The sequence below is a fragment of the Sphingomonas degradans genome (genome assembly GCF_053502645.1).
Genome location: NZ_CP177172.1, coordinates 1,582,538 through 1,606,045 on the forward strand (window position 1 = coordinate 1,582,538; position 23,508 = coordinate 1,606,045).

The 23,508-nt window shown below is 68.0% G+C and carries 21 protein-coding genes; 9 read left to right on the forward strand and 12 right to left on the reverse strand.

Features of this window, described 5'->3' with window-relative positions; all coding sequences use genetic code 11:
• Positions 1–15: 15 nt before the first annotated feature.
• From ACG3SL_RS07115 to ACG3SL_RS07135, 5 genes are all read right to left on the reverse strand, one after another.
• The gene (locus ACG3SL_RS07115) at positions 16–1,284 is read right to left on the reverse strand and encodes an N-succinylarginine dihydrolase (RefSeq protein ID WP_448664440.1); all 1,269 of its coding nucleotides are present in this window, start codon (positions 1,282–1,284) and stop codon (positions 16–18) included.
• Complete coding sequence (locus ACG3SL_RS07120; protein ID WP_448664441.1) at positions 1,284–2,300, reverse strand: arginine N-succinyltransferase; 1,017 nt, start codon at positions 2,298–2,300, stop codon at positions 1,284–1,286. Before ACG3SL_RS07120 ends, ACG3SL_RS07115 begins: the two co-directional genes overlap by 1 nt.
• Positions 2,297–3,505 (reverse strand): hydrolase, encoded by a 1,209-nt coding sequence (locus tag ACG3SL_RS07125; RefSeq protein ID WP_448664442.1) that lies wholly within the window; start codon positions 3,503–3,505, stop codon positions 2,297–2,299. Before ACG3SL_RS07125 ends, ACG3SL_RS07120 begins: the two co-directional genes overlap by 4 nt.
• A gap of 94 nt (positions 3,506–3,599) precedes the next feature.
• A complete protein-coding gene (locus tag ACG3SL_RS07130) occupies positions 3,600–4,493 on the reverse strand; it encodes a DUF481 domain-containing protein (protein ID WP_448664443.1) in 894 nt (297 codons plus the stop codon).
• Positions 4,494–4,536: 43 nt separating this feature from the next.
• On the reverse strand, positions 4,537–5,016 hold the full coding sequence (locus ACG3SL_RS07135; RefSeq protein WP_448664444.1) for an RNA pyrophosphohydrolase: 480 nt from the start codon (positions 5,014–5,016) through the stop codon (positions 4,537–4,539).
• A 57-nt stretch (positions 5,017–5,073) separates the two neighbouring features.
• Here ACG3SL_RS07135 and ACG3SL_RS07140 point away from each other — a divergent pair, with 57 nt between their 5' ends.
• The 3 genes from ACG3SL_RS07140 to ACG3SL_RS07150 all read left to right on the forward strand — a co-directional run bounded on the left by ACG3SL_RS07140 (position 5,074) and on the right by ACG3SL_RS07150 (position 8,606).
• Positions 5,074–5,973: a histone deacetylase family protein gene (locus tag ACG3SL_RS07140; protein ID WP_448665087.1), complete on the forward strand. Its 900-nt coding sequence runs from the start codon at positions 5,074–5,076 to the stop codon at positions 5,971–5,973.
• Positions 5,970–7,328, forward strand: a complete 1,359-nt coding sequence (locus ACG3SL_RS07145; protein ID WP_448664445.1) for a cryptochrome/photolyase family protein — start codon at positions 5,970–5,972, stop codon at positions 7,326–7,328. Before ACG3SL_RS07140 ends, ACG3SL_RS07145 begins: the two co-directional genes overlap by 4 nt.
• 90 nt (positions 7,329–7,418) lie before the next feature.
• Positions 7,419–8,606 (forward strand): serine hydrolase domain-containing protein, encoded by a 1,188-nt coding sequence (locus ACG3SL_RS07150; RefSeq protein WP_448664446.1) that lies wholly within the window; start codon positions 7,419–7,421, stop codon positions 8,604–8,606.
• A 9-nt stretch (positions 8,607–8,615) separates the two neighbouring features.
• Here the strand turns inward: ACG3SL_RS07150 and ACG3SL_RS07155 are convergent, their stop codons facing one another.
• From ACG3SL_RS07155 to ACG3SL_RS07165, 3 genes are all read right to left on the reverse strand, one after another.
• On the reverse strand, positions 8,616–9,326 hold the full coding sequence (locus tag ACG3SL_RS07155; protein WP_448664447.1) for an SDR family NAD(P)-dependent oxidoreductase: 711 nt from the start codon (positions 9,324–9,326) through the stop codon (positions 8,616–8,618).
• 23 nt (positions 9,327–9,349) lie between these two features.
• On the reverse strand, positions 9,350–10,807 hold the full coding sequence (purF, locus tag ACG3SL_RS07160; RefSeq protein WP_448664448.1) for an amidophosphoribosyltransferase: 1,458 nt from the start codon (positions 10,805–10,807) through the stop codon (positions 9,350–9,352).
• Positions 10,808–11,107: 300 nt separating this feature from the next.
• Positions 11,108–12,235 (reverse strand): lysozyme inhibitor LprI family protein, encoded by a 1,128-nt coding sequence (locus tag ACG3SL_RS07165; protein WP_448664449.1) that lies wholly within the window; start codon positions 12,233–12,235, stop codon positions 11,108–11,110.
• Positions 12,236–12,427: 192 nt separating this feature from the next.
• Here ACG3SL_RS07165 and ACG3SL_RS07170 point away from each other — a divergent pair, with 192 nt between their 5' ends.
• Genes ACG3SL_RS07170 through ACG3SL_RS07190 form a run of 5 tightly spaced genes read left to right on the forward strand, consistent with a single transcriptional unit; the run spans position 12,428 to position 17,401 of the window.
• Complete coding sequence (locus ACG3SL_RS07170) at positions 12,428–14,227, forward strand: EAL domain-containing protein (protein ID WP_448664450.1); 1,800 nt, start codon at positions 12,428–12,430, stop codon at positions 14,225–14,227.
• Positions 14,228–14,258: 31 nt separating this feature from the next.
• Positions 14,259–14,618 carry a phosphoribosyl-AMP cyclohydrolase gene (hisI, locus tag ACG3SL_RS07175; RefSeq protein ID WP_448664451.1) on the forward strand — a complete coding sequence of 120 codons (360 nt, stop codon included), beginning with the start codon at positions 14,259–14,261 and terminating at the stop codon, positions 14,616–14,618.
• Positions 14,615–15,121 carry a hypothetical protein gene (locus ACG3SL_RS07180; RefSeq protein WP_448664452.1) on the forward strand — a complete coding sequence of 169 codons (507 nt, stop codon included), beginning with the start codon at positions 14,615–14,617 and terminating at the stop codon, positions 15,119–15,121. The genes hisI and ACG3SL_RS07180 overlap by 4 nt, the downstream gene beginning before the upstream one ends.
• Positions 15,122–15,161: 40 nt before the next feature.
• Positions 15,162–15,587: a MerR family transcriptional regulator gene (locus ACG3SL_RS07185; RefSeq protein ID WP_448664453.1), complete on the forward strand. Its 426-nt coding sequence runs from the start codon at positions 15,162–15,164 to the stop codon at positions 15,585–15,587.
• 11 nt (positions 15,588–15,598) lie between these two features.
• Entirely contained in the window at positions 15,599–17,401 is a 1,803-nt protein-coding gene (locus ACG3SL_RS07190; RefSeq protein ID WP_448664454.1) for an acyl-CoA dehydrogenase C-terminal domain-containing protein, read from the forward strand.
• A 6-nt stretch (positions 17,402–17,407) separates the two neighbouring features.
• On the opposite strand, the gene ACG3SL_RS07195 is transcribed toward ACG3SL_RS07190, so the two are convergent.
• From ACG3SL_RS07195 to ACG3SL_RS07210, 4 genes are all read right to left on the reverse strand, one after another.
• Positions 17,408–18,823, reverse strand: a complete 1,416-nt coding sequence (locus ACG3SL_RS07195; RefSeq protein WP_448664455.1) for a cell wall hydrolase — start codon at positions 18,821–18,823, stop codon at positions 17,408–17,410.
• A gap of 170 nt (positions 18,824–18,993) precedes the next feature.
• Entirely contained in the window at positions 18,994–19,914 is a 921-nt protein-coding gene (gene cysK, locus ACG3SL_RS07200) for a cysteine synthase A (RefSeq protein WP_448664456.1), read from the reverse strand.
• The gene (locus ACG3SL_RS07205) at positions 19,911–21,233 is read right to left on the reverse strand and encodes an MFS transporter (protein ID WP_448664457.1); all 1,323 of its coding nucleotides are present in this window, start codon (positions 21,231–21,233) and stop codon (positions 19,911–19,913) included. Before ACG3SL_RS07205 ends, cysK begins: the two co-directional genes overlap by 4 nt.
• 216 nt (positions 21,234–21,449) lie before the next feature.
• On the reverse strand, positions 21,450–22,841 hold the full coding sequence (locus ACG3SL_RS07210) for an MFS transporter (protein WP_448664458.1): 1,392 nt from the start codon (positions 22,839–22,841) through the stop codon (positions 21,450–21,452).
• 278 nt (positions 22,842–23,119) lie between these two features.
• On the opposite strand from ACG3SL_RS07210, the gene ACG3SL_RS07215 reads away from it, so the two are divergent.
• Positions 23,120–23,479 carry a hypothetical protein gene (locus tag ACG3SL_RS07215; RefSeq protein ID WP_448664459.1) on the forward strand — a complete coding sequence of 120 codons (360 nt, stop codon included), beginning with the start codon at positions 23,120–23,122 and terminating at the stop codon, positions 23,477–23,479.
• Positions 23,480–23,508 lie beyond the last annotated feature (29 nt).

Here is a 23,508-nt window from a genome sequence, read left to right on the forward strand (position 1 = left end):
ATGCTTAACTGTAAGTTAACCCGACAGTCCCGGCGGCTGCACCAGCGCCTCGAGGTCTAGCGCGGTGAGCAGCGCCGCGCGCGCGCCCTCGATTTGCGCGAGCAGCGCCGGGTCGCCGATCGCGTCGGGTGCGATGGCCTCGGGCCAGTGGCGCGTGACGATCTCTGCGATCCGGTCGAGCCGCGCGTCGTCCACCAGGAAGCGCGGATCGACCGTTGCCGGGTCTGCCACCACGCGCAGGCGCAGGCAGGCCGGGCCGCCCCCATTGGCCATCGACTGGCGGACATCGACTACCTCGACTCGCCGGATCGGGCCGTTACCGGCGACATGCGCAGTCAGCCAGTCCCACACCGCTGGCGTGTCGCGCGCCTCGGTGGGCACGATCAGCGCCATGCCGCCTTCCGGCAGGGTCACCAGCTGCGCGTTGAACAGATAGGAGGCAATCGCGTCGGCCAGGCTCACCCGAGCGGCGGGCACTTCGACGATCTCGACCTCGGGCATCGCGGCGCGCAGGTCGGCATGGAACTGCGCGCGGTGCTCGAAAGCCTGTTCATGCGCTAACAGCACGCGACCGTTGGCGACCGCGACGACATCGTTGTGGAAAGCGCCTGCCGCGATCGCGGCCTCCGATTGCTGGATGAACAAGGTCCGCTGCGGGCTGAGCCCATGGTGGCGCGCAATCGCGCGGCTTGCCTCGATATGCTGGCGCGCGGGGAAGGGGCCGCCCGCCACGCCGTACACGAATATCTCCACGCCGGGCGCGCCCGGTGCCGCCTCCAGCCGCATATGGTTCGCCGCACCTTCGTCGCCAAAGGGCGCGGGAACGGGGCCGTGCACGGCAAAGGCGGGATCGGCGAAGGCGAGGCGCAGCTGCGCCAGCGTCTCGGGCCATTCATGGCTGCGGTGCGGCATCGTGACCAGGTTGGCGACCGTCAGGTGGCAGCGCCCGTCGGCCGTATCGGCAGCGGGGGAAACCGTCGCCGCATTCGCCGCCCACATCGCCGACGCGGACAGCGCCTGTGCCTGAAGATGCGCGGGCGCCTCGGCATAGCGCGTGCCGAGGCGCGCCAGCCAGCGATGGTCCGGGCGGGCATGGGGCAGCAGGATGCCCTGATGCAGTCCCAGCGCCAGATTGGCGCGCATCTTGGCAATGCCCTGCAGCGCGGCGGCGCGCGGGTGCGACACCTGTCCCCGGTTGCGCGTCGCCGCCAGATTGCCGGGGCTTAATCCCGCAAGGTTATGGCTCGGCCCGATGATCCCGTCGAAATTGATCTCGACCCGCATCACCGCACCACATAGGCGATTTCGTCGCCCGGCCCGATGCCCAGCGCGGCCGCCGCGTCGGCGTCGATCGTCACCAGGCCTTCGCCGGTCTCGGTCAACGTCCCATGCGTGGCCCGGAACGCGGCGAGCAGGCCGGTCGCGACCAGCGCGGGCGTGCCGCCGGGTGCGATTGCCTCGACGGTCGCGGTGCGGGCGTCGCGGATCGTACGCACCTGATCGGTCCGCGCGGTCATCGTCGGGCCGCCGTCGAAGATGTCGATATAGTTCTCGAACGCGAAGCCTTCATTCTCCAGCATCCGCATCGCCGCCCGGCCCGATGGATGGGGCAGCCCGATGACGCAGCGCGCGCTCTCCTGGAGCATCGCGGTGTAGATCGGATGCTTGGGCATCAGGTCGGCGATGAACTGGTTGCCATGGGTGGCGTTGAATTCGTCCGCCTGCTGGAAATTCATCCCGAAGAAACGCCCCGCGACACCGTCCCAGAAGGGCGATCCGCCCGCTTCGTCGATCACCCCGCGCAGCTCCGCCAGCACCCGGTCGGCAAAGCGGCTGCGATGGCGGGCGATGAACAGATAGCGGCTGCGCGCGAGCAGCATCCCCAGTCCCCCGGCGCGCTCGGACGGGTGGAGGAACAGCCCGCCGACTTCGCTGCAGCCTTCCAGATCGTTGACCAGGCTGAGGATTTCGGCGCGGAACGTGCGGTTCAGCTCGCGGCTGTGCTTGGTCACCGTGCCCATGCGATAGCTGTAGAAGGGCCAGGTCTGGCCGACGCGGGTGAAGATCTGGCTCGTCCCGCGCACGTCGCCGGTGCGGGTGTTTTCCAGGATCATCACGAACAAATCGTCATGCTCGCCGCCATCGTCGGGGCGCTCGAACGCCGCGTGGCTGCGGGCCAGCTTGGCGCGCAGCGCATCGCGCTCGGGGGGCAGGTTGGTGAAGCCGCCGCCGGTCAGCTTGGCCATTTCGTACAGATGCTGGAGGTCCTCGTCGCGCGCCGCGCGGATCACGAAGCTCATGGCCGACCCCGCTCGGCAAGGCGCAGCAGGGTCAGCGCGGAAAGCGCGGCACGTTCGGGCAGGCTGTCGGGTATCAGAAATTCCTCCGCAGAATGAATGGCGCCGCCCCGCGCGCCCATGGTGTCGACCACGGGCACGCCGCACGCGGCGATGTTGTTGCCATCGCACACCCCGCCGGTGTCCTTCCACGCGATGGGGATGCCCAGGGCGGCGCCCGCTTCGCGCACCAGCGCGAACAGCCGCGCGGCGCCGGGGTCGATGGGCTTGGGGGGGCGATTGAAGCTGCCATGGACCTCGACGGTGACGTCATGGAGCGCGCGCACTGCCGCCGCCGCCGCGTCCAGCGCCGCCTGCGCCGCTGCGATCGACTCTGCATCGTGGGGGCGGAAATTGACGCGTAGGATCGCAAGGTCCGGGACCACATTGTTCGGCCCGCCGCCGTCGATCCGCGCCGGGTTCACCGCCAGCCCCGGCGCCCGCGCCGCCGCCAGCCGCAGCGCGAGGTCGGCCGCCGCGACCAGCGCGTTGCGCCCGTCCTCGGGATTGCGTCCGGCATGGGCACTGCGCCCGCGCACGATCAGCGAGAAATTGCCGGTGCCGCCCCGCGCGCCCGCCAGTGTCCCGTCGGGCAAAGCGGGCTCATAGGTCAGCGCCGCAACCTTGCCGCGCGCGACCTGCTCGATCAGCGCGCGGGACGAAAACGAGCCGGTTTCCTCGTCCGAATTGATGAGCACGTCATAGCCGATCCGTGCCGCCAGCGGGCTCGTCTCCACGGCCTCCAGCGCCGCGAGCATCAGCGCCAGCCCGCCCTTCATGTCGGCGGCACCCGGCGCGTTGAGCGTGCCGTCGGGCAGCCACCGGGCGTGCTGAAACGGATGGTCGGCGCCGAACACCGTATCCATGTGGCCGGTCAGCAGCAGCTGCACCGGCGCCTCGGGCCGCACCGACACGTGCAGGTGTCGCCCATGCGCCACCGCCTCGGTCCGTCCGTCCGGCGTGACATTTTCCACCGGGGAAGGGTCGACCAGCGCGACTCGGCCCGGCAGCACGGCGAAGGCGTCGGCCAGTGTCTCGCCCATCCGGGTAACTCCGGCCAGGTTGCGGGTGCCGCTGTTGATCGCCATCCACGCCTCGGTCCGCGCGAGCGTGGGGGCCGTCGCGACACGGTCGATCACGGCGCGCTCGATCGGGGAAAGCTCGGTCATCGCCGGATCGTAGCGCGAACCGGCGCGCGTTGAACACCCCCGTGGCATAGCGTCCGTTCCGCGCGCCATGCCCTGTGGCTGTGGCGCCCGGCGATCAGAAATCGAGGACGAGCGCCGCGCGGCTGGTGGTGTCCGCCGTTTGCCGTCCTGCTGGCGGGCGGCTTTCATATTGCAGCGTGTACGAGAATTGCGCCGAGAGCGGGCCGATCAGCTTCGCCAGCAGTGCCGATTTCGACGAAACGGTGCTGTTGGCATCCTGGACATAGGCCGACGCATTCTGGTGGACGGTGATGCCCCGCGTCAGCTTCCAGTCGAAATCCATCGAGCCGCGCGCGGCGATGTTGTTTTCGTTTTCCGCATTGATGAAATGGGTCCGGCGATAGGCGGGCCCCAGTTCCAGGTCGAGCTTCACGTCCTTGCTCTTGATCGCGCTATAGCCCGCGCCCGACGAGATCGAGATACGATCGGTGAAGCCGGAAAAACGATCGCTTTCATACTGGGCGGCGCCGTACAGATACGCCCGGTCGTCGAACTTCCAGTTCGGCTCATAGGCCGCCAGATACCGTTCGCGCGTCACCGTGCCCAGGCTCTTCTGGTAATCGCCCTGCAACCGGATCTTGTGCCGCCACGCCAGCGCCTCGCGCCGCACCTCGACCGAGGTGGATACGCCGAAGTTTTGGGTATTGCCCTCGGTCAGATAGGCGGCAAATTCGGCGCGCCCCTTCACCAGATCGAAGAAATCCGCCTCGCGCAGCTTGCGCTGGGCCTTGGCCTGCCGGTCGGCGCGCCAGTCCGACGCGATCTTGGTCACCAGGTCCGCGCTTTCGGGCGCGGCGGTGCGGGCGTACTTCACCAGCACGGCGACGTCGTTCTCATTCCCCGCTTCCATCGCCGCGTCGAGCATCGCCTTCAGCGTCGGCGGGATCTTCGGATCCTCGGCGTTGGCGTTGGCGAGCAAAAGGGGCAGGGCAATCAGCAGGGCGCGCATGACCGGCTCGGTATCCTTGGCAATGGGGCGTTAAAATGGCGGATCAGACGAGATGCTCCGCAAAAACGTCGAGCAGTTGGGTATAGAGCGCCCGCTTGAAGGGCACGATCAGCACCGGCAGCTCGCTCGGCGCGATCCAGCGCCACGCGCGGAACTCCGGCTCGGCCGTCTCGATGTTCACATCGGCATCGCTGCCATTGAAGCGGAACAGGAACCACCGTTGCCGCTGGCCGCGCCATTTGCCCTTCCACACCTTGCCCACCAGATCGTCGGGCAGGTCGTACCACAGCTCTTCCGGCGCGGCGGCGATCAGCTCGACATGCCCGCGCGCGACGCCGGTTTCCTCCCACAGTTCGCGATAGGCGGCCTCCAGCGCGTCCTCGCCCGGATCGATCCCGCCCTGCGGCATCTGCCACGCCTCCAGCGTCGAATCGAGCCGCTGGCCGACGAACACCTGTCCGTCGCGGTTGAGGAGCATCACGCCGGCACAGGGGCGATAGGGAAGCGAGGCAATATCGGTCATCTACGGGGCTGTAGCCTCTCGCCGGGGCAAAGGGGAATCCCTATGTTGGGCATCCCCATGATCCCCGTCGTCCATCACCCCGCCTATGTGGCGCCGGCGCCCAAGCGCAGCCCGTATCAGTGGAACAAGAACGGGCTGGTCCGCGACCTGCTGCGCGAACTGGGCGACCAGCTTGCTTGGCACGAGCCCGAGGCGATGCCGCGCGCCTGGCTGGAGGCGGTGCACGATCCCGATTATGTCGAGCAGGTCGCGACTGCCAGCGTGCCGCTGCACAAGGAGCGCCGCATCGGCTTTCCCGTGACGCCTGAGGTCGCGCATCGCGCTGCGATCGTGCCGGGCGGCACCTATCTGGCGGCCCGGATCGCGCTGGAACAGGGGTTCGCGGCGAATACCGCAGGGGGCAGCCATCATGCGCTGGCCGATACCGGGGCGGGGTTCTGCATCTTCAACGATCTGGCGATCGCGGCGGTGCGGCTGACCGAGGAAGGCAGCGTGCGCCGGGTGCTGGTGGTCGATTGCGACGTGCACCAGGGCGACGGCACCGCGGCGCTCACCGCCGGACGCCCGGACATCGCGACCTATTCGATCCATGCGGAAAAGAACTTCCCGGTGCGCAAGGCGCGCTCGACCGTCGATGTCGGTCTTCCCGACGGGACCGGCGACGACGCCTATCTCGCCACGCTCGCCGAAACGCTGGTGCCGCTGGTGGAAAGTTTCGCCCCCGATCTCGTGCTGTACCAGGCGGGCGTCGATCCGCTGGCGGGCGACCGGCTGGGCCGGCTGGCGCTCAGCTATGATGGGCTCATCGCGCGGGACGAGTGGATCGCGACGCTGTTCGCCCGCCGGGGCGTGCCGTTGGCAAGCGCGCTCGGCGGCGGCTATGGGCTCGACGCGATGGAAGTATCCCGCAGACACGTTGCTTCGATCGTCGCGCTCGGCACGGCGTATCGCGCATGACCAGCATCGTCTGGTTCCGCCGCGACCTCAGGCTTGCCGATCAGGCCGCGCTCGCCGCCGCCGCGCAGGGCGGGCCGGTGGTGCCGGTCTATATCCTCGACGACGAGACGCCCAGGCACCGCGCGATGGGGGGCGCGTCGCGCTGGTGGCTGCACCACAGCCTGGCCGCGCTCGACGCTGCGTTGCGGGCAAGGGGATCGCGGCTGATCCTGCGTAGAGGCCGGGCCGATGCGGTGCTGGCGGAACTGGCGGAGGAGACGGGGGCAGGGCGCGTCCATGCGCTGCGCCATTACGAGCCGTGGTGGCGCAATGCCGAGCGCGCGGTGGCGAAGCAGCTCGACCTCGTCTGCCATGACGGCAATTACCTTGCCCCGCCGGGCAGCATCACCACGGGCAGCGGCGCGCCGTACAAGATCTATACGCCGTTCTGGCGCGCGCTGCGCGACCGGATGCCCCCCGCCGCGCCGGCCGATGGCCCGGAGGCGATTGCCGCACCGGCGAAATGGCCGGCGTCCGACCGTCTGGAGGACTGGGCCCTGCTCCCGACGCGCCCCAATTGGGCGACGAAGTTCGCGGAAGAATGGACGCCGGGAGAGGAGGGCGCGGCAGCGCGGCTGAAGGCCTTCGCGCGCCATGCCAACCGCTATGACGCGCAGCGCAACCTGCCCTCGATCGAGGGCAGCTCGCGCCTGTCGCCGCACCTGCACTTCGGCGAAGTATCGCCCGCCACCGTCTGGCACGCCACCATGGCCGCCGGCGGATCGGTGGAGACCTTCCTCGGCGAGATCGGCTGGCGCGACTATGCGCAGAACGTCATCCTGCAATTCCCCGACTATGGCGCCCGCAACGCACGCGACAAGTTCGATGCGCTGCCCTGGCGATCGAGCGCGGACGATCTGGTCGCGTGGCAACAGGGCCGCACCGGCTACCCCATTGTCGATGCCGGGATGCGCCAGCTCTGGGCAACCGGATGGATGCACAATCGCGTGCGGATGATCGCGGCGAGCTTCCTCATCAAGCATCTGCTGATCGACTGGCGCGAGGGCGAGCGCTGGTTCTGGGACACGCTGCTCGATGCGGACTACGCATCGAACGCCGTAAACTGGCAATGGACGGCGGGCACGGGGATCGATTCCAACATGTTCGTGCGGATCATGGCGCCGCTGACCCAGTCGGAAAAGTTCGACGCCGCCGGCTATATCCGCCGCTGGGTGCCCGAGCTTGCCGGGCTGTCCGACGCCGCGATCCACGATCCCGATGCGGCGGGGTGTCGTCCGCGCGGCTATCCGCGCAAGATCATCGGCCATCGCGAAGCGCGCGAGCGGGCACTGGCGGCGGTGCGCGGCATCGGCTGAGCGCCCGCGTTCAAGGGCTTGGCGAAACGCCGGAGGAGTGATCTACTCGCGCCACGACGCCGCGCACGCGGTGCGGGACGGGGAGAGGATATGACGAAGCGCTGGATGCTGGCGACTGCCTTGGCCATGGCGGCGCTCTCTGCCGGACCGGCACAGGCCCAGGCAGTGGTCTCCCCCGACGTGCCGCTCAAGGCCGACGACACCAGCGGGCTGCGCAAGATCGGCGCCGAGATCCTGTTCTGGAGCCAGGCGCAGCGCGACGCCAATTTCCCGCATATGGAGCGGCTGTTCCCCGGCCATATCGTCCGCGCGGGGGCCAAGGTCCGGGCACTGCCCGCCGGCAAGCCGCTGGCGATGCCCGATGCCGAGATCGATGCCTTCATCGCCGCCCAGAATGTCGCAGGGCTTATCGTGCTCCAGGACGGGAAGGTCCGGCTGGAACGCTATGCGCGGGGCTATGACGCGACGGGGCGCTGGACGAGCTTCTCGGTCGCCAAATCCTTCACCTCGGTGCTCGTCGGCGCGGCGATCCGCGACGGCTATATCAAGTCGGTCGAAGAGCCGGTGACGCGCTACATCCCCGAACTCGCGGGCAGCGGCTATGACGGCGTCACCATCGCGCAGCTGCTTACCATGACGTCGGGCGTGCGCTGGAACGAGGACTATACCGATCCCAAATCCGACGTCGCGCGCATGTTCCTGGAGCCCGTTCCCGCCGGGGAGGACCCCACGGTCCATTACATGCGCAAGCTGCCGCGCGAGACCGCGCCGGGCAGCAAATGGGTGTACAAGACCGGTGAGACCAACCTGATCGGGGTGCTGGTGACGCGCGCGACCGGCAAGCCGCTTGCGACCTATCTCAGCGACAAGGTGTGGAAGCCGTTCGGCATGGAGCGCGATGCGTTCTGGATGGTCGGGCCCTCTGGCGCCGAAGTCAGCGGCTGCTGCCTGTCGGTCAGCCTGCGCGATTATGCCCGCATGGGGCTGTTCGCGTTGCAGGGCGGGAAGGGCGTCGTGCCCCCCGGCTGGATCGCACAGTCCACCATGGCCCAGGCGCGGTTCGATCGGCCGGGCTATGGCTATGGCTATCAATGGTGGGTCTATCCGGGCGGACGGTTCGGCGCGACCGGCATTTTCGGCCAGACGATCCGTGTCGATCCGAAGACCCGCACCGTCATCGCGATTTCCGCAGCGGCGCCGAAAGCGAGCGATGCAGCCTATTCGGAAGCCCGCACCGCCTTCGTCAATCGCCTGTTCGACGCCGCCGCTGCCCGCTGACCGCGCGCGTCAGCCAACCCGCTCGAAATGGCCGGGCTCGAACCCGGACAGCATCAGCGCGGCGATGCGATCGGCGACCACTTCGGGCGCCTTGACCGTCTGCGGGTCTTCGCCGGGGAAGGCGCGGGCGCGCATCTTGGTCCGGGTGGCGCCGGGATCGAGGATCGCGGTGCGGATGCCGGAGACGTGGCGCACTTCCTCGCCATAGGTGAGGACGAGATTGTCGAACGCCGCCTTGGACGAACCGTACATGCCCCAATAGGCGCGCGGGGTCCGCCCCACGCTGGAGGTCACGCCGATCACGCGCGCCTGTTTTGCCCGGCGCAGCATCGGATCGAACGACGCCAGGATCGCCGCCTGCGCGGTGACGTTGAGCGTCAGCACCTTGGCGAATTCCTTGAAATCGAACGCCGGCACTGCGCTCAGCGTGCCCAGCGACGCGGCGTTGAGCACCAGCATGTCGAGCGCGGACCAGCGCTCGGCGATCGCGGCGGCGAGCCGGGAAATGCTCTCATTCTCGGTCAGGTCCATCGGCGCGATCGTGGCGCTGCCGCCCGCCGCGTGGATGGCCTCCTCGACTTCCTCCAGCCCGCCCGCCGTGCGCGCGGTGAGGATCACATGCGCGCCCTGCGCCCCCAGCGCGAGCGCGGTGGCGGCGCCGATCCCCCGGCTGGCGCCGGTGACGAGGGCAATCTGGTCGGCGAGGGGCTTGTCGGTCACGATATACTCCGAAAGGAACGGGTTCAGCCGACCCGTTCCTCCAGAAGCGCGAACTGGTCAACCGGGGCAAGCTCGTCCTGGTCGGTCAGCACCGTCGGATAGTCGCCGGTGAAGCACGCATCGCAATATTTGGGATGGATGTCGGCGCGGCGCGCCTCGCCCAGCGCCTTGTACAGGCCGTCGATCGAGATGAACGACAGGCTGTCGGCATGGATGAAGTCGGTCATCCCGCCCACGTCCAGCTTCGCGGCGAGCAGCTTGGCGCGCTCGGGCGTGTCCACGCCGTAGAAGCAGCTGTGCCGCGTCGGGGGCGATGCGATGCGCATATGGACCTCGGCGGCGCCCGCCTCGCGCATCATCTGCACGATCTTGAGGCTGGTGGTGCCGCGCACGATCGAATCGTCGATCAGGACGACGCGCTTGCCCTTGATCAGCTCGCGATTGGCATTGTGCTTCAGCTTGACGCCCAGGTGGCGGACCTTGTCGCCCGGCTGGATGAAAGTGCGGCCGACATAGTGCGAGCGGATGATCCCCAGCTCGAACGGAATGCCGCTTTCCTGCGCATAGCCGATCGCCGCCGGCACGCCCGAATCGGGGACGGGGACGACCAGATCGGCCTCGACCGGCGATTCGATCGCCAGCTGCGCGCCGATCGCCTTGCGCACCGAGTAGACCGAGCGATCCTCGCTGATCGAATCGGGGCGAGAGAAATAGACATATTCGAAGATGCACGGGCGCGGCGCGACCGGCGCGAACGGCTTGTGCGACGACACTTCGGTGCCCTTGACGATCACCAGCTCGCCCGGCTCGACATCGCGGACATAGTCGGCACCGACCACGTCGAGCGCGACCGTCTCCGACGCGAAGACGATGGTGTCGTCCAGCTTGCCCATCACCAGCGGGCGGATGCCCAGCGGGTCGCGGCATGCGATCATGCCCTCGGGCGTCATCACGATCAGCGAATAGGCGCCCTCGACGCGCTTCAGCGCATCGATGAAGCGGTCCATCAGCGTGCGGTACTGCGACGTCGCCACCAGATGGATGATGACTTCGGTGTCCGAGGTCGACTGGAAGATCGCGCCCCGGCGGACCAGGTCGCGCCGCAGCCGCATCGCGTTCGAGATGTTGCCGTTATGCGCCACCGCGAAACCGCCGCTCGCCAGCTCGGCATAGAGCGGCTGGACGTTCCGGATCGCGGTCTCGCCCGTGGTCGAATAGCGGACATGGCCGCAGGCGGTCGCGCCCTGGAGCGAACGAATCACGTCGTCGCGATCGAAATTGCCGGCGACATGCCCCATCGCGCGATGGGTATGGAACTGATGGCCGTCCCAGCTGGTTATCCCGGCCGCTTCCTGGCCACGGTGCTGGAGTGCATGCAGCCCCAGCGCGACGAGCGCGGCTGCGCCCTCCGCACCGGAAACGCCAAAGATGCCGCACTCTTCGCGCAGCTTGTCATCGTCAAACGGGTGTGTGGTAAGCATCGGCCCTCGTGGGGTTCTTAACTCGCGCCCGGCATATAGGGGCTTCGGTCCGGTTTGTCGCCGGTTCGTCACAAAGAAATGGCCCTCCGCAATTTCCGATGGTTTTTCCGGCGGAAGGCGACCGGAAATGGCCGAGGATCACGGCCTGCGGATCAAAAATGACACGCGGCGCCCGGTTTTGCGCCGTCACGCGCGAGCCCCGGGATACGGTTGCGCGCATTGCCGACGCGTAGGCAGCGGGGGCGCTGGCGTACAACTGGCGCGCAAGGAGCAGCGCGATTCGCGCTCCAGGCACGCCTGTCAGTCACATTGATGCGCGTCTTCCATCACCAGCGCCAGCGCGGCCTGCGCCGTGGTTGCCGCAAGGGCGGGCGAGCGCCGCAGATAGGTGGCGTAATAGGCGGTCAGGTCGCGCGCCACTGCCGCTGTGTCGGCGGGGGCGATGCCCTTGCGGGCGGGCAAAGCCTTGGTCTTGCCGCCCGGCACCAGCCCCAGGCGTGCCCGATCGATGTCGCTGTTGAACCCGCTATAGATGGCATAGCGGATCGTGCCTTCGCATTCCGGCCAGCTGCGATACAGCTTGGTCTTCAGCGCCGTCAGCGACGGCAGCGGCGGCAGGCTGGCTTCGCAGTCGTTCCTGAGGACGAAATTGTCCATCGTCGATCCGAACACCGGGCCGGTCGCTTTCAAAAGCGTCGGGTGGCGGACGATCGCCGCACAGGGCAGCGCGCGGGGCATGCCGGAAACCTTCGGCTCCTCCAGATACGGCCCCAGGACATTGAGGAAAGCGGCAAAGTGCCGGTCGGAGCGGAACAGGTCGCCGATCGATTGCACGGCGATGCCGTCCTGCCCCGGATCGCGCAGGATCGCATTGCCGAACGATTGCTGCGCGTCGGTCTGCAGCGAAGCGAGATAGGGTTGCAGCAACGCCGCGATCCGGGTCCGGCTGCGCGCCCGCTCGGGGGCCGACCAGTCCGCATCCACCGGCGCCTGCGACCAGAGCGCAACCGCTTCCAGGATCGGCGCGAAGCCGGGGTCGCCCCGGCGCAGCACCGGGAGCGCAGTGGCGGGCGCTTTCAGCAACGCCGCGATCGCCAGCTCCTGGTTGCGGACGGCATAACGCTGCGTAAGGCAGGCGGCGATCGGCTGGGCGGCGCGAGGGGCGGCGCAGGCGCGCATGTCCTGCAGCGCGGCGCGCTGGGCCGGCAACTGGTTCGACGGGCCGCCGCCGAACGCGCTTTCCTTGGCGATTCCGAACAGCTGCGCCATTTCCCGGTCCATCGCGCTGAGCGTGGGATCGGCGCAGATCGCCTTCTCCATCGGCGTTGTCGCAGCGGAGCAGGCGAAACTCGGGCCGCTGCCCTCCTGCGTCGGCGATGCGACCGGAGCCGTCGCTAGGGCGAGCGGGGCCAGGGCAAACAGGATCAAGGCAATCTCCCTTCGGGCGCAGGACGCATGAACCGCTATTTCGCTCCGTGATCGTGAGCGCCGGATACAGATGCGCCACCGCCTCGTGAACTCTACTATATTGAGAATAAAGCCAAAGCGACGGAGGATACCCGCCAAATCCGATGCGTTGTGCAGGCGGGAGCCTCGGAATTGACAGGGAAGGACAACAGCTTGCGCGACTTTCAGGAAGAGGCTCGTCTGGATGCCCTCTACCAGCTCAAGCTGCTGGACACCCCGCCGAACGAGAATTTCGACCGCATCACCCGGATGGCGAGCCAGATCTTTGGCCTGCCCGTTGCCGCAATATCGCTGACCGACCGCAACCGCCAATGGTTCAAGTCGCGCGTCGGCGTGGCGCATCCCGGCATTCCGCGCGAAAGGGCGCCTTGTGCCGAAGTCGCCGAAACCGGCGCGCCGCTGGTGATCGAGGATTTCCTGGCCGACCCCTATTATGCCGACAGCCTGCTCGCCAACAACGGCACGCGGTTTTACGCGGGCGCGCCGCTGGTGACGAGCGAGGGCTATGGCCTGGGCTCGCTGTGCGTGCTGGGAACCGAGCCGCGCGTCGCGACGCCGGAAGAGCTGCGCGCGTTGTCCGACCTGGCGGCGATGGTGATGGCGCAGATCGAGTTGCAGCACGCCTTTGGCCGTGTCGATCCGGTCAGCGGGCTGCCCACGCGGACCCAGCTGCGCGACGACCTGATCGACCTTGCCCGCGATCATCCGGGACAGCAGCGCTGCGCCGTCGTCATCGACATCGCCCGCGAGGAACAGCTCGGCAAGATGGCGCGCGTGCTCGGCGGCTCGCGAGTGGACGAAATGGTGCGGGCGATGGCCGGCATGGTCCAGGCCGCGATCGGGCCGGAGCGCACAGCCTATCAGGTGGGGGCGACGCAATTCGCGTTCCTCTCGCCGGCGGGGGCGACGCTGCCTGCGTATCTCGACACGCTGCACGCCAAGTTCGATCGCCTGCGGGGATCGTCGGCGTCGCGGTTCGTGACCACCGGCACGATCGGCGTGCGCGCCTTCGTGCTCGGCGAGGTCTCTGCCGACGATGTGCTGCGCGGGGCCATCGCGGCGGCGCACGATGCGCGCGCGACGCAGGCCGGCGTCGCCGCCTATTGCGAGACAAGCGACCGGGCCCACCAGCGGCAATATAGTCTGTTGCAGGATTTCGGCGCTGCGCTCGAATCGCCCGACCAGCTCCGGCTGGTATATCAGCCCCGCGTGGACCTGGCCTCTGGCGCATGCATCGGCGCCGAAGTGTTGCTGCGCTGGCGGCATCCCCGGCTGGGCGACGTCTCGCCCGCCGAGTTCGTTCCGCTGATCGAGCAGACCTGGTTGGCGCGCCCGACGACGCAGTGGGTGCTCAACGCCGCACTGACCCAGCTCGCGGCGTGGAAGGGGAGCGACCATCCGCTGACGCTGTCGATGAACATCTCCGCTGCGAACCTGACCGAGACCGATCTGGTCCAGCGCATCCAATTGGGCCTGCTGAAGCGCGGGCTTCGCGTCGAGCAGCTCGAAATCGAACTGACTGAAAGCGCCGTGATGGACCAGCCGGCATTGGCGCTGGGCCTGCTGCGCGAGATCGCGGATGCGGGCATCGCGCTGGCGATCGATGATTTCGGGACGGGCCAGAGCAGCCTTGCCTATCTCCAGCGGTTGCCCGCCAAGGTGGTGAAGATCGACCGGGCGTTCGTCCAGGATTTGATGCGCGCCGAGGGGCCGGAATATGTGCTGGTCGAAACGATGATCGGGCTCGCGCACAAGCTCGGCTTTCGCGTGGTGGCGGAGGGGATCGAGACGCCCGAAGCCGCAGCGGTGCTGGCGCAGGCGGGGTGCGAGGAGGCGCAGGGCTTCCTCTATGGCGCTCCGATGGAGGTGCCGGCGTTCGAGGCATGGCTGATTGCGAACCGCGACGGCGCCGGGGAGCCAAAAAGCGCGCGCCGCGCCGGTCGCGCGGGGTGACGGCTGGCGTGGCCCGCGCTACATCGCGCGGGTGACCAATCAACGCGAAACGGGCGATACGCTCGACCCCAAATATGATGCCTCCGGGCTCATCACTGCCGTCGCCACCGACAGCGCCGGTGCGCTGCTGATGGTCGCGCATATGAATGCCGAGGCGCTGGCCGCGACGCTGGAAACGGGCGAGGCGACCTTCTGGTCGCGCAGCCGTGGCCGGTTGTGGAAGAAGGGCGAGACCTCGGGCCATGTGCTCAAGGTGATCGAGGCGCGGATCGACTGCGACCAGGATTGCGTGTGGCTGAAGGTCGAGCCCGCCGGCCCCGCCTGTCACACCGGCGCGACGAGTTGTTTCTATCGCCGCATCCAGGATGGCCGGCTGGTCCGCGACGCGTGAAAACCGCAGCGGCGCTGCTGTTGCTGCTGCTGCTGCTGTCGGCATGTACCGGCGGGACTGCCCCGACCCAGAATGCCGCCGATGCGCAGGACCTTGAAAGCGCGGCCATCGCACGCGGGCTGGTCCGCGATCCCGGCGATACCGAGATCGTCGGCCTCTACGCGCGCGACACCGATCGGGTGTGCATCGTGAAGGCGGGGGCCGCATATCGAATCGGCGCCTATGTCGATTATGGCGAGCGGATCACCTGCAGCGGCGCGGGGGCAATCCGCCGGGCAGGCGAAGTGTTGCACGTCACGCTCGGCCCGCAAGGGGCCTGCGCGTTCGAGGCGCGCTTCGATGGCGACAAGATCCGCTTCCCCGGTGCGCTGCCCGAGGCGTGCGAGCGCCTGTGCGCGCGACGCGCCTCCTTCGCGGGCCTCACGGTGGAGCGGATGAGCGAATCGAGCGCCGAGGCGGCGGCGATGCGCGATGCGGCGGGACGGCGTCCCTGCGGCGATTGACCTAGTTGACGTTCACGTAAGGGGAAGGTAGATTTCCCCCATGCCAACTGCTGCTGCCTTTGCCAGTGCGGGCCTCGCGCCGATCGAGCCGGGGGATCGCGACGCCTATTCGATTTCGGACCTGTGCGCCGAGTTCGCGGTCACGCCCCGCGCGCTGCGCTTTTACGAGGACGAAGGCCTGATCCGGCCCGAGCGGCGGGGTACCCAGCGCATCTATTCGCACCGCGATCGCGCGCGGCTGGCGTGGATCCTGCGCGGCAAGCGCGTCGGGTTCAGCCTCGCCGAAATCCGCGAGATGATCGACCTGTACGACATTGGCGACGGCCGCCGGGTCCAGCGTCAGGTGACGCTGGCGCGCTGCCGCGACCGGATCGCGCTGCTCGAGAACCAGAAGCGCGACATCGACGCGCACATCGCCGAGCTTCAACAATTCGTCGAATTGCTAACGGGCATCGACACCGACTGAGGAACCCTGAAATGCCGCACTATACGCCTCCCGTGCGCGATACGCGCTTCATTCTCGATTCGGTGATCGGGCTCGATCGCTACGCCAACCTGCCGGGCTTCCAGAACGCGACCCCCGATACGGTCGAGGCCGTGCTGGAACAGGGCGGCCAGTTCGTTGCCGAGGTGCTGTTCCCGATCAACCATTCGGGCGACCAGCAGGGCTGCACCCGCCACGACGATGGCAGCGTCACGACGCCCGAGGGGTATAAGGCGGCGTACCAGCAGTTCGTGGAGAGCGGCTGGGGCACGCTGAGCGCGCCGGCGGAGTTTGGCGGGCAGGAAATGCCGCACGTCGTGTCGACTGCGTTTCAGGAATATATGATCTCCGCCAACATGGCCTTCGCCATGTATCCCGGCCTGACCCATGGCGCGATCGCCGCGCTGCTGGTCAAGGGTTCGGAGGAACAGAAGGCCAAGTACGTCCCCAAGATGGTGTCCGGCGAATGGGGCGGCACCATGAACCTGACCGAGCCGCAGTGCGGCACCGATCTGGGCCTGATCCGCACCCGCGCCGAGCCGCAGGCCGATGGCAGCTACAGCATCACCGGCACCAAGATCTTCATTTCGTCGGGCGAGCACGACCTGACCAGCAACATCATCCATCTGGTGCTGGCCAAGACCCCGGGCGCGCCGGAGAGCAGCAAGGGCATTTCGCTGTTCGTGGTGCCAAAGTTCCTGGTAAACGACGACGGTTCGCTCGGCGCGCGCAACGGCGTGTCGTGCGGCTCGATCGAGCACAAGATGGGCATCCACGCCAACTCCACCTGCGTCATGAACTATGACGGCGCCACCGGCTGGCTGGTCGGCGAGGAGATGAAGGGCCTGGCCGCGATGTTCATCATGATGAACGCCGCGCGCCTCGGCGTGGGGCTCCAGGGGCTGGGCATTGCCGAGACCGCCTATCAGAACGCCGTACAATATGCCGGCGACCGCCGCCAGGGCCGCGCGCTGACCGGGCCGCAGGAGCCGCAGGAAAAGGCCGATACGCTGTTCGTGCATCCCGATGTCCGCCGGATGCTGATGGAGGCAAAGGCCCAGATCGAGGGGCTGCGCGCGCTGTGCCTGTGGGGGGCGCTTCAGGTCGATCTGGAGCACGCCGCGCAGAGCGAGGAGGAGCGCCAGCTCGCCGCCGACCTGATCGGGCTGCTCACGCCGGTCATCAAGGGCGTCGGCACTGACATCGGCTATCGCATCGCCACCGACAGCCAGCAGGTCTATGGCGGCCATGGCTACATCGCCGAATGGGGCATGGAGCAATATGTCCGCGATGCCCGGATCGCGATGATCTATGAAGGCACCAACGGCGTCCAGGCGATGGATCTGGTGGGCCGCAAGCTCGCCCAGAATGGCGGCCGCGCGGTGCAGGCGTTCTTCAAGCTGGTGAGCGAGGAAATCGCCGCCGCCAAGGGCGACGAGAAGCTGGCCGGCTTTGCCGAGGCGCTGGAAAAGGCGCTCGGGCATTTGCAGGGCGCGACGATGTGGCTGGCGGCAAACGGCTTCAAGAACCCGAACCATGTCGGGGCGGCGGCCTATCCATACATGCAGCTGACCGGCGCGGTCGCGCTGGGGCTGATGTGGCTGCGCATGGCGAAGGCGGCGGTCGACGGGCTGGCGGCAGGCGGCGGCGACGCCAAGTTCCTGGAGGCCAAGCTGGTCACCGCGCGCTTCTATGCCGAGCGGTTCCTGCCCGACGCGGGCGCCCTGCGCCGCAAGATCGAAAGCGGCAGCGATGCCGTGATGGCGCTCGACCCGGAGATGTTCCGCGCGGCGTAAGCCCCGTCAGGGCGTCGGGGTCTGCGTGGGCCGAGGTGTCGGCGAGGGCCGGGGCACCGGCAGCGCGGCCCCGGTCGCACGCGGCGTCTCTGCCACCGGATCGCCCTTGCGGCGGACGCCGGTCAGCCCGCCGTGCAGCGGCGTTGCTTTCGGCTCCTGCGCAGCGCCCGGTGCCGGCGTCGCGACCGCCAGCGGCGGCGGAACCAGCGCTGGCGGCTGGGCGCGCATGCACTGGATCGGGCTCGGCCGGCGATATTGCGCGCAATTCCACAGCGCCTTGGCAAAGCCCTGGTCGAAATCGCGCAGATAGCTGAACGCCATCGAAGACACCTGCGCCGCCGCGAGCGGCAGGCGCGCCGGGGTCTGCTTGGGGTCGGCCCAGGCCATGAACTTGCAATAACTGCGCTGGCCACAGGTCTTGACCGCAAAGGCGGCAAAGTCGTCGGGGCGCAGCCGGGGATCGAGCGTCACGAGGAAGGTGTTGGCATCGGCACCGGCCACGCCCGTTGCAGCGGGAAGCGCGCCTGCCGCCATCGTCTCGACATCGATCGGCGTACCGTCGGCGTTCAGCGCTTCTGCCGTGCCGGCGCCGGCGTCGCCCTGATGCGCAGGCGACAGCCGCGCCAGTTGCGGCACATTGGGTTCCACGCCGCTATAGCTGCGGTTGAACGCGGGCGGCGTCCCCCACCATCCGGCCCAGCGGAAGAACAGGTGCGTGTGCACTTCGCTGATCTTCTCCAGGCTCGAACTCCAATAGGGGACGACCCAGTCGGTATGGTAGTGCGTCGCATGGCCGACCGGCTTGTACACCGCGCCGTTCAGCGCCTTTTGCGCGATGTCGCGTGCGCGGGCCCAGGCGGCGGACGTGGGGGAATAGCGTTGCAGCGCGCCGTCGCAAGTGAAGGTGAACTGGCAGCCTGTGGTCCGCTCGGCCCCCTGGAACACGACGCCGCACACCGTCTTGGGGAAAGCCGGGTGGCGCAGCCGGTTGACGATCACCTGCGCAACCGCGCGCTCGCCCACGGCATCGTCGCCCGCTTCGTAATAGACACCCGCCGCGAGGCAATCGACGGCGCGCGCCTGGCTGTCGAGCGCGCCGAACAGCTTGAACGCGCGCGCGGCCGGGTTGGGCAGGGTGGAGAAGGGGATCGCCGCGTTGATCGCCCGCGCGTCATCCGGGTCCACTGCCTGCAGCGCCACGGGATCGACTTTCGGCACCTCGGCCTTGGGCACCACCCGTTTCGACAACACCACGGGCGGATGCTTGTGGACGACGATCCGGGGCGTCGTCCGCACCAGCAGCAGCGGGACGGCGATGGCAAGCAGCGCGGTGAGGAGCAGCACGCCCCGCAACACTGGCGAGACGCCCGCAAAGGGGCCCGCCTGCGCGATGCGCGGCGCGATCGATGGTTGCTGAAGCATTGAAAGTGCTAGGCCCGACCGGATCGAAGCGGCGGGTGGGAAGGACGGTCTGACACAGGCTGCTCCATCGGGTTGCGGCCCATAACGCAGAACCGCCCGATTAGGAACCAGCAGGTTGCGTCGGCTGCCTGCCCTCGCCTCGACGGGGAGGGCAGGCGTCCGCCACCGGCTCAACTCTCCGGCAGGAAGTCCGGCACGCTCAGATAGCGTTCGCCGGTGTCGTAGTTGAACCCGAGTACGCGCACGCCTTCGGGCAGGTCGGGCAGCTTCTGGAGGATCGCGGCCAGCGTCGCGCCCGAGCTGATGCCCACCAGCATCCCTTCCTCCTTGGCCGATCGGCGCGCCATGTCCTTGGCAACGGCGGCGTCCACCTTGATGACGCCGTCGATCGCGTCGGTGTGCAGGTTGCGCGGCACGAAGCCGGCGCCGATGCCCTGGATCGGGTGCGGACCGGGCGTGCCGCCCGAAATGACCGGCGACAATTCGGGCTCCACCGCGAACACTTTCAGGTTCGGCCACGCCTTTTTCAGCGTCTCTGCCACCCCGGTGATATGCCCGCCGGTGCCCACGCCGGTGATGATGACGTCGATCGGCGCGTCGGCAAAGTCGTTCAGGATTTCCTGTGCCGTGGTGCGCACATGCACGTCGATGTTCGCAGCGTTTTCGAACTGCTGCGGCATCCACGCACCCGGCGTCGCCTCGACCAGCTCCATCGCCCGCTCGATCGCGCCCTTCATGCCCTTTTCGCGGGGCGTGAGGTCGAAGGTCGCGCCATAGGCGAGCATCAGCCGGCGGCGCTCCAGCGACATGCTCTCGGGCATCACCAGTACCAGCTTGTAGCCCTTGACCGCCGCGACCATCGCCAGGCCGACGCCGGTGTTGCCACTGGTCGGCTCGATGATCGTGCCACCGGGCTTCAGGTCGCCCGATGCTTCCGCGGCCTCGATCATCGCCAGCGCGATGCGGTCCTTGATCGACCCGCCGGGGTTCGATCGTTCGGACTTGATCCACACTTCGGCGCCGGGAAACAGCTTCTGCACGCGGATGTGCGGCGTGTTGCCGATCGTCTCGAGGATGGTGTTGACCTTCATGTCGTCGTCTCCTTGGGAGGAATTTCAGGATTGGCCGGAGGATCGAAGGTACGCGCCCGCCTCAGCTCCGGGAATAGCTTGGCCCATGCGATCGTGACAAGGATCGCGCCGATGCCGCCGCCCACCACTGCGGCGACCGGCCCGATCAGCGCGGCGAGGAAACCGGACTCGGCCTCGCCCAGCTCGTTCGAGCCGGAAATGAACAGCGTCGACACCGCGCCGACCCGGCCCCGCATCTCGTCCGGGGTGTACAGCTGGATCAGCGACTGGCGCACATAGACCGACACCATGTCCGCCGCGCCGAGCACGAACAGCGCGCCCAGCGCGATCATCACGGCAGGCGCCAGGTCATGGCCTACGGCGGACGGTCCCAGCACCGGCACCAGCAGCGGCGCCGACAGGCCGAACACGATCGTCGCCAGCCCGAACAGCGCGACGGCACCCAGCATCTTGAGCCCCACCTCGGTGCGCAGGGGGCGCCAGGAGAAGAACATGCCCGTCACGACTGCGCCCAACGCAGGAGCAGCGCGCAAATGTCCCAGCCCCTCGGACCCGACCATCAGAATGTCGCGCGCATAGACCGGCAGCATCGCCGTCGCCCCGCCCAGCAGCACCGCGAAGAGATCGAGCGAAATCGCGCCGAGCACCAGCCGATTGCGGCGCACATAATGCAGCCCGTCGATCATCTGCGCCCAGGGGCTGCCGGTGAATTTCATCGCGCTGCGGGGCACCGGCGAGATCAGGCACATCATCAGCAGCGCCAGCGAAAACAGCCCGCCCGACACCGCATAGGGTAGCCAGGGTGCGGCGGCGTAGAGATAGCCGCCCATCGCCGGGCCGATCACCGTGCCCGATTGCCATGCAACCGAGCTGAGCGCGATGGCGGTGGGCAGGATCGCCTTGGGCACGAGATTGGGCGCCAGCGCCCCCAGCGCCGGCCCGGCAAAGGCGCGCGCGACGCCCAGCAGCGCGGCTATGCCGAACAGCGCGGGCAGGGTGATCTGGTGGCTGTAGGTGAGCCAGGCGAGGCTGAGCGCGCATGCTGCCTCCAGGCACAAGGCGGCGCGCGCGATCCAGCGCCGATCCACGCGGTCCGCCAGCCATCCGGCGAACAGCGACAGCACCAGCAGCGGCAGGAACTGCGCGACGCCGATCAGGCCGAGCTGGAACGCCGCTTCCTTGATCCCCATCGATCGGCGGGCGAGGTCATAGACCTGATAACCGATGACGACGACCATCGCCATCTGGCCCAGCGTCGCGGACAGGCGCGCTACCCAGTAGAAACGGTAATTGGCGATGGCGAGGGGATGGTTCGGCATGGCCGGCTATTGGCGCTTCCGTTCGTCGCTCGCAACGCCCGTTTGGGTAACAGGGCGCAAAGCCGGGCTTTGGCCAGTTACCAAGGTTCATTGACATGAACCCATGCACCGCCCGCCCCGCCTCCCCACCCGACCACCATAGCCTGATGGTATCCTTGGTGGTCGGGTGGGGAGGCGGGGCGGGCGGTCTGAGTCGCGTTCGGCGCGACTTTGATATTAACGCACCTGCGCGGGCTGGACGTCGGCGGTCTCGGCACTGCGCGGATTGCGGATCGACGGGCGCAGGCGCGCCAGGCTGCACAGGCCCGCCACCATCGCCAGCCCGGCGGCGACCAGCGGCGGGGTGGTGCCGCCACCGATACCCATCGCGAGCAGCGCGGCGACCAGCGTGGCGCCGGTGGTCTGCCCCACCATGCGCGTGGTGGAAATGAGCCCGCCGGCCGCCGCTGCGCGCTCGATCGGCGCCGATCCGATGATGAGCCGCGCGTTGGGCGACAGGAACATGCCGAACCCCGCGCCGCACAGCGACATGCGCCACGCTATGTCGAACCAGCCCGGATGCGCGGGCAGCAGCGCGAGCGAGATCAGCCCGGTGACGGCAATCCCCATGCCGATGCCGCCCAGCGCGCCCGCCGGATAGCGATCGGACAGCGATCCCGCGAGCGGCGCGACGATCATCGTCGTCAGCGGCCAGGGCGCCAGCACCGCGCCGACTTCCGACGGGGCAAAGCCATAGCCGTGCTGGAGCCGGAACGGCAGCGAGAGCAGCGTGGTCATCGTCGCGACGAAGGCCGTGAACGCGCCGATCGTCGACAGCGCCAGCACCGGGCGGCCGAGCAGGTCGACGGGGAGGATCGGCTTGGCCTCGCCGCGCTCGCGCCGGACGAACAGAACCCCGATGAAGACGCCGGCAGCGACGACTGCGCTCGACACGACCGGGCTGTCGCCATGCACTGCGCTTTCCAGCCCGCCGATCACCAGCCCGAACATCGCCGCGCACAGCACGGCGCCCAGCACGTCGAACGGTTCGGTGCTGCGCGGCGTATCGGGTAGTGCCCGGCCCAACAGCAGGCTGAAGACAGCAAAGGGCACGGCGGACGCGAACACCCACGGCCAGGGACCGACTGCCAGCACCAGCCCGCCCAGCGTCGGCGCCAGTGCCGCCGAACTGGAGACCACCACCGAATTGATGCCGAGCCCCCGCCCCAGATGCGCGGGCGGATAGACTTGCCGGATCAGCGCCGACGAAACACTGAGCGCCGCCGCCGCGCCCGCCGCCTGCACCGCGCGGACGATCAGCAGGAAGGGCAGGCTGTGCGCGAAGAAACACAGGATCGTCGCGATCGTGAACACGATCTGGCCAATCTGGTACACGCGCTTGAGGCCGAACCGGTCGCCCAGCCCCGAAAAGGGCAGCAGAAGCATCACCAGTACCAGCTGATACACGGTAACGACCGCGACCGCCGCCGAACTGTCGACTCCCAGGTCGCGGGCAATGGTGGGGAGTGCGACGGTGGCGATCGCGCCGTCGATCACGACCAGTGCGGTTCCAAAGGAAAGGGCGGCGATCGCCTGTACGCGGCGGGGTTCGAAACGCGTCTCGGTCATCGCCGCTCAGTGCCCGAAGCCGATTTCGGTTCCAACTGCGGGGGAACCGCACATCGCCCCAAAGGTTGTTGATGCACAGACATCGTGGACCGGAGAATATGGTATGGGCAAGGGTATCCTGTTGTGGTTGCTGGGGATTCCTATCCCGATCATCATTCTGCTGCTGCTCTTCTGGCGCTGACAATCATATTTTAGTAGGCGGGTCGCGTGAGGGGCCCGCCATTCGATAACCATATCCCCCTCTTGTTGCATCGCAGCAATTGACGATAAGAAGGGGTATGAAGTTGTCCCTCGAAGCCGATCGCCCCGAAACGCCTGCCGCGCCCAGCGGTCCTACGCCCACCGTGCTGGAGGCGATCGTCCGCCTGCTCTGCGTGTCCGCGACCTATAATCGCACGCGCATGATCCTGGCGCCGCACATCCTGTATACCCGCAACGGCGCGCTCTATGTCGACGCGTTCGTGGTTTCGCGCGAAGGGATGCTGCCGCGCGAGCCCAAGATGGGGGTGTTCAAGCTCGACGGCCTCAACGACCTGACGCTGATCCAGCGCGCGTTCGAGCCGAGCGACCTGTTCGAGCCGGAAGCCGCCAAATATGCCGGTGTCACGCTGATGGCGATCGAACCGCCCGCCGTCTGAGCGGTCCAGCGAACGACTCGCAACAGTCT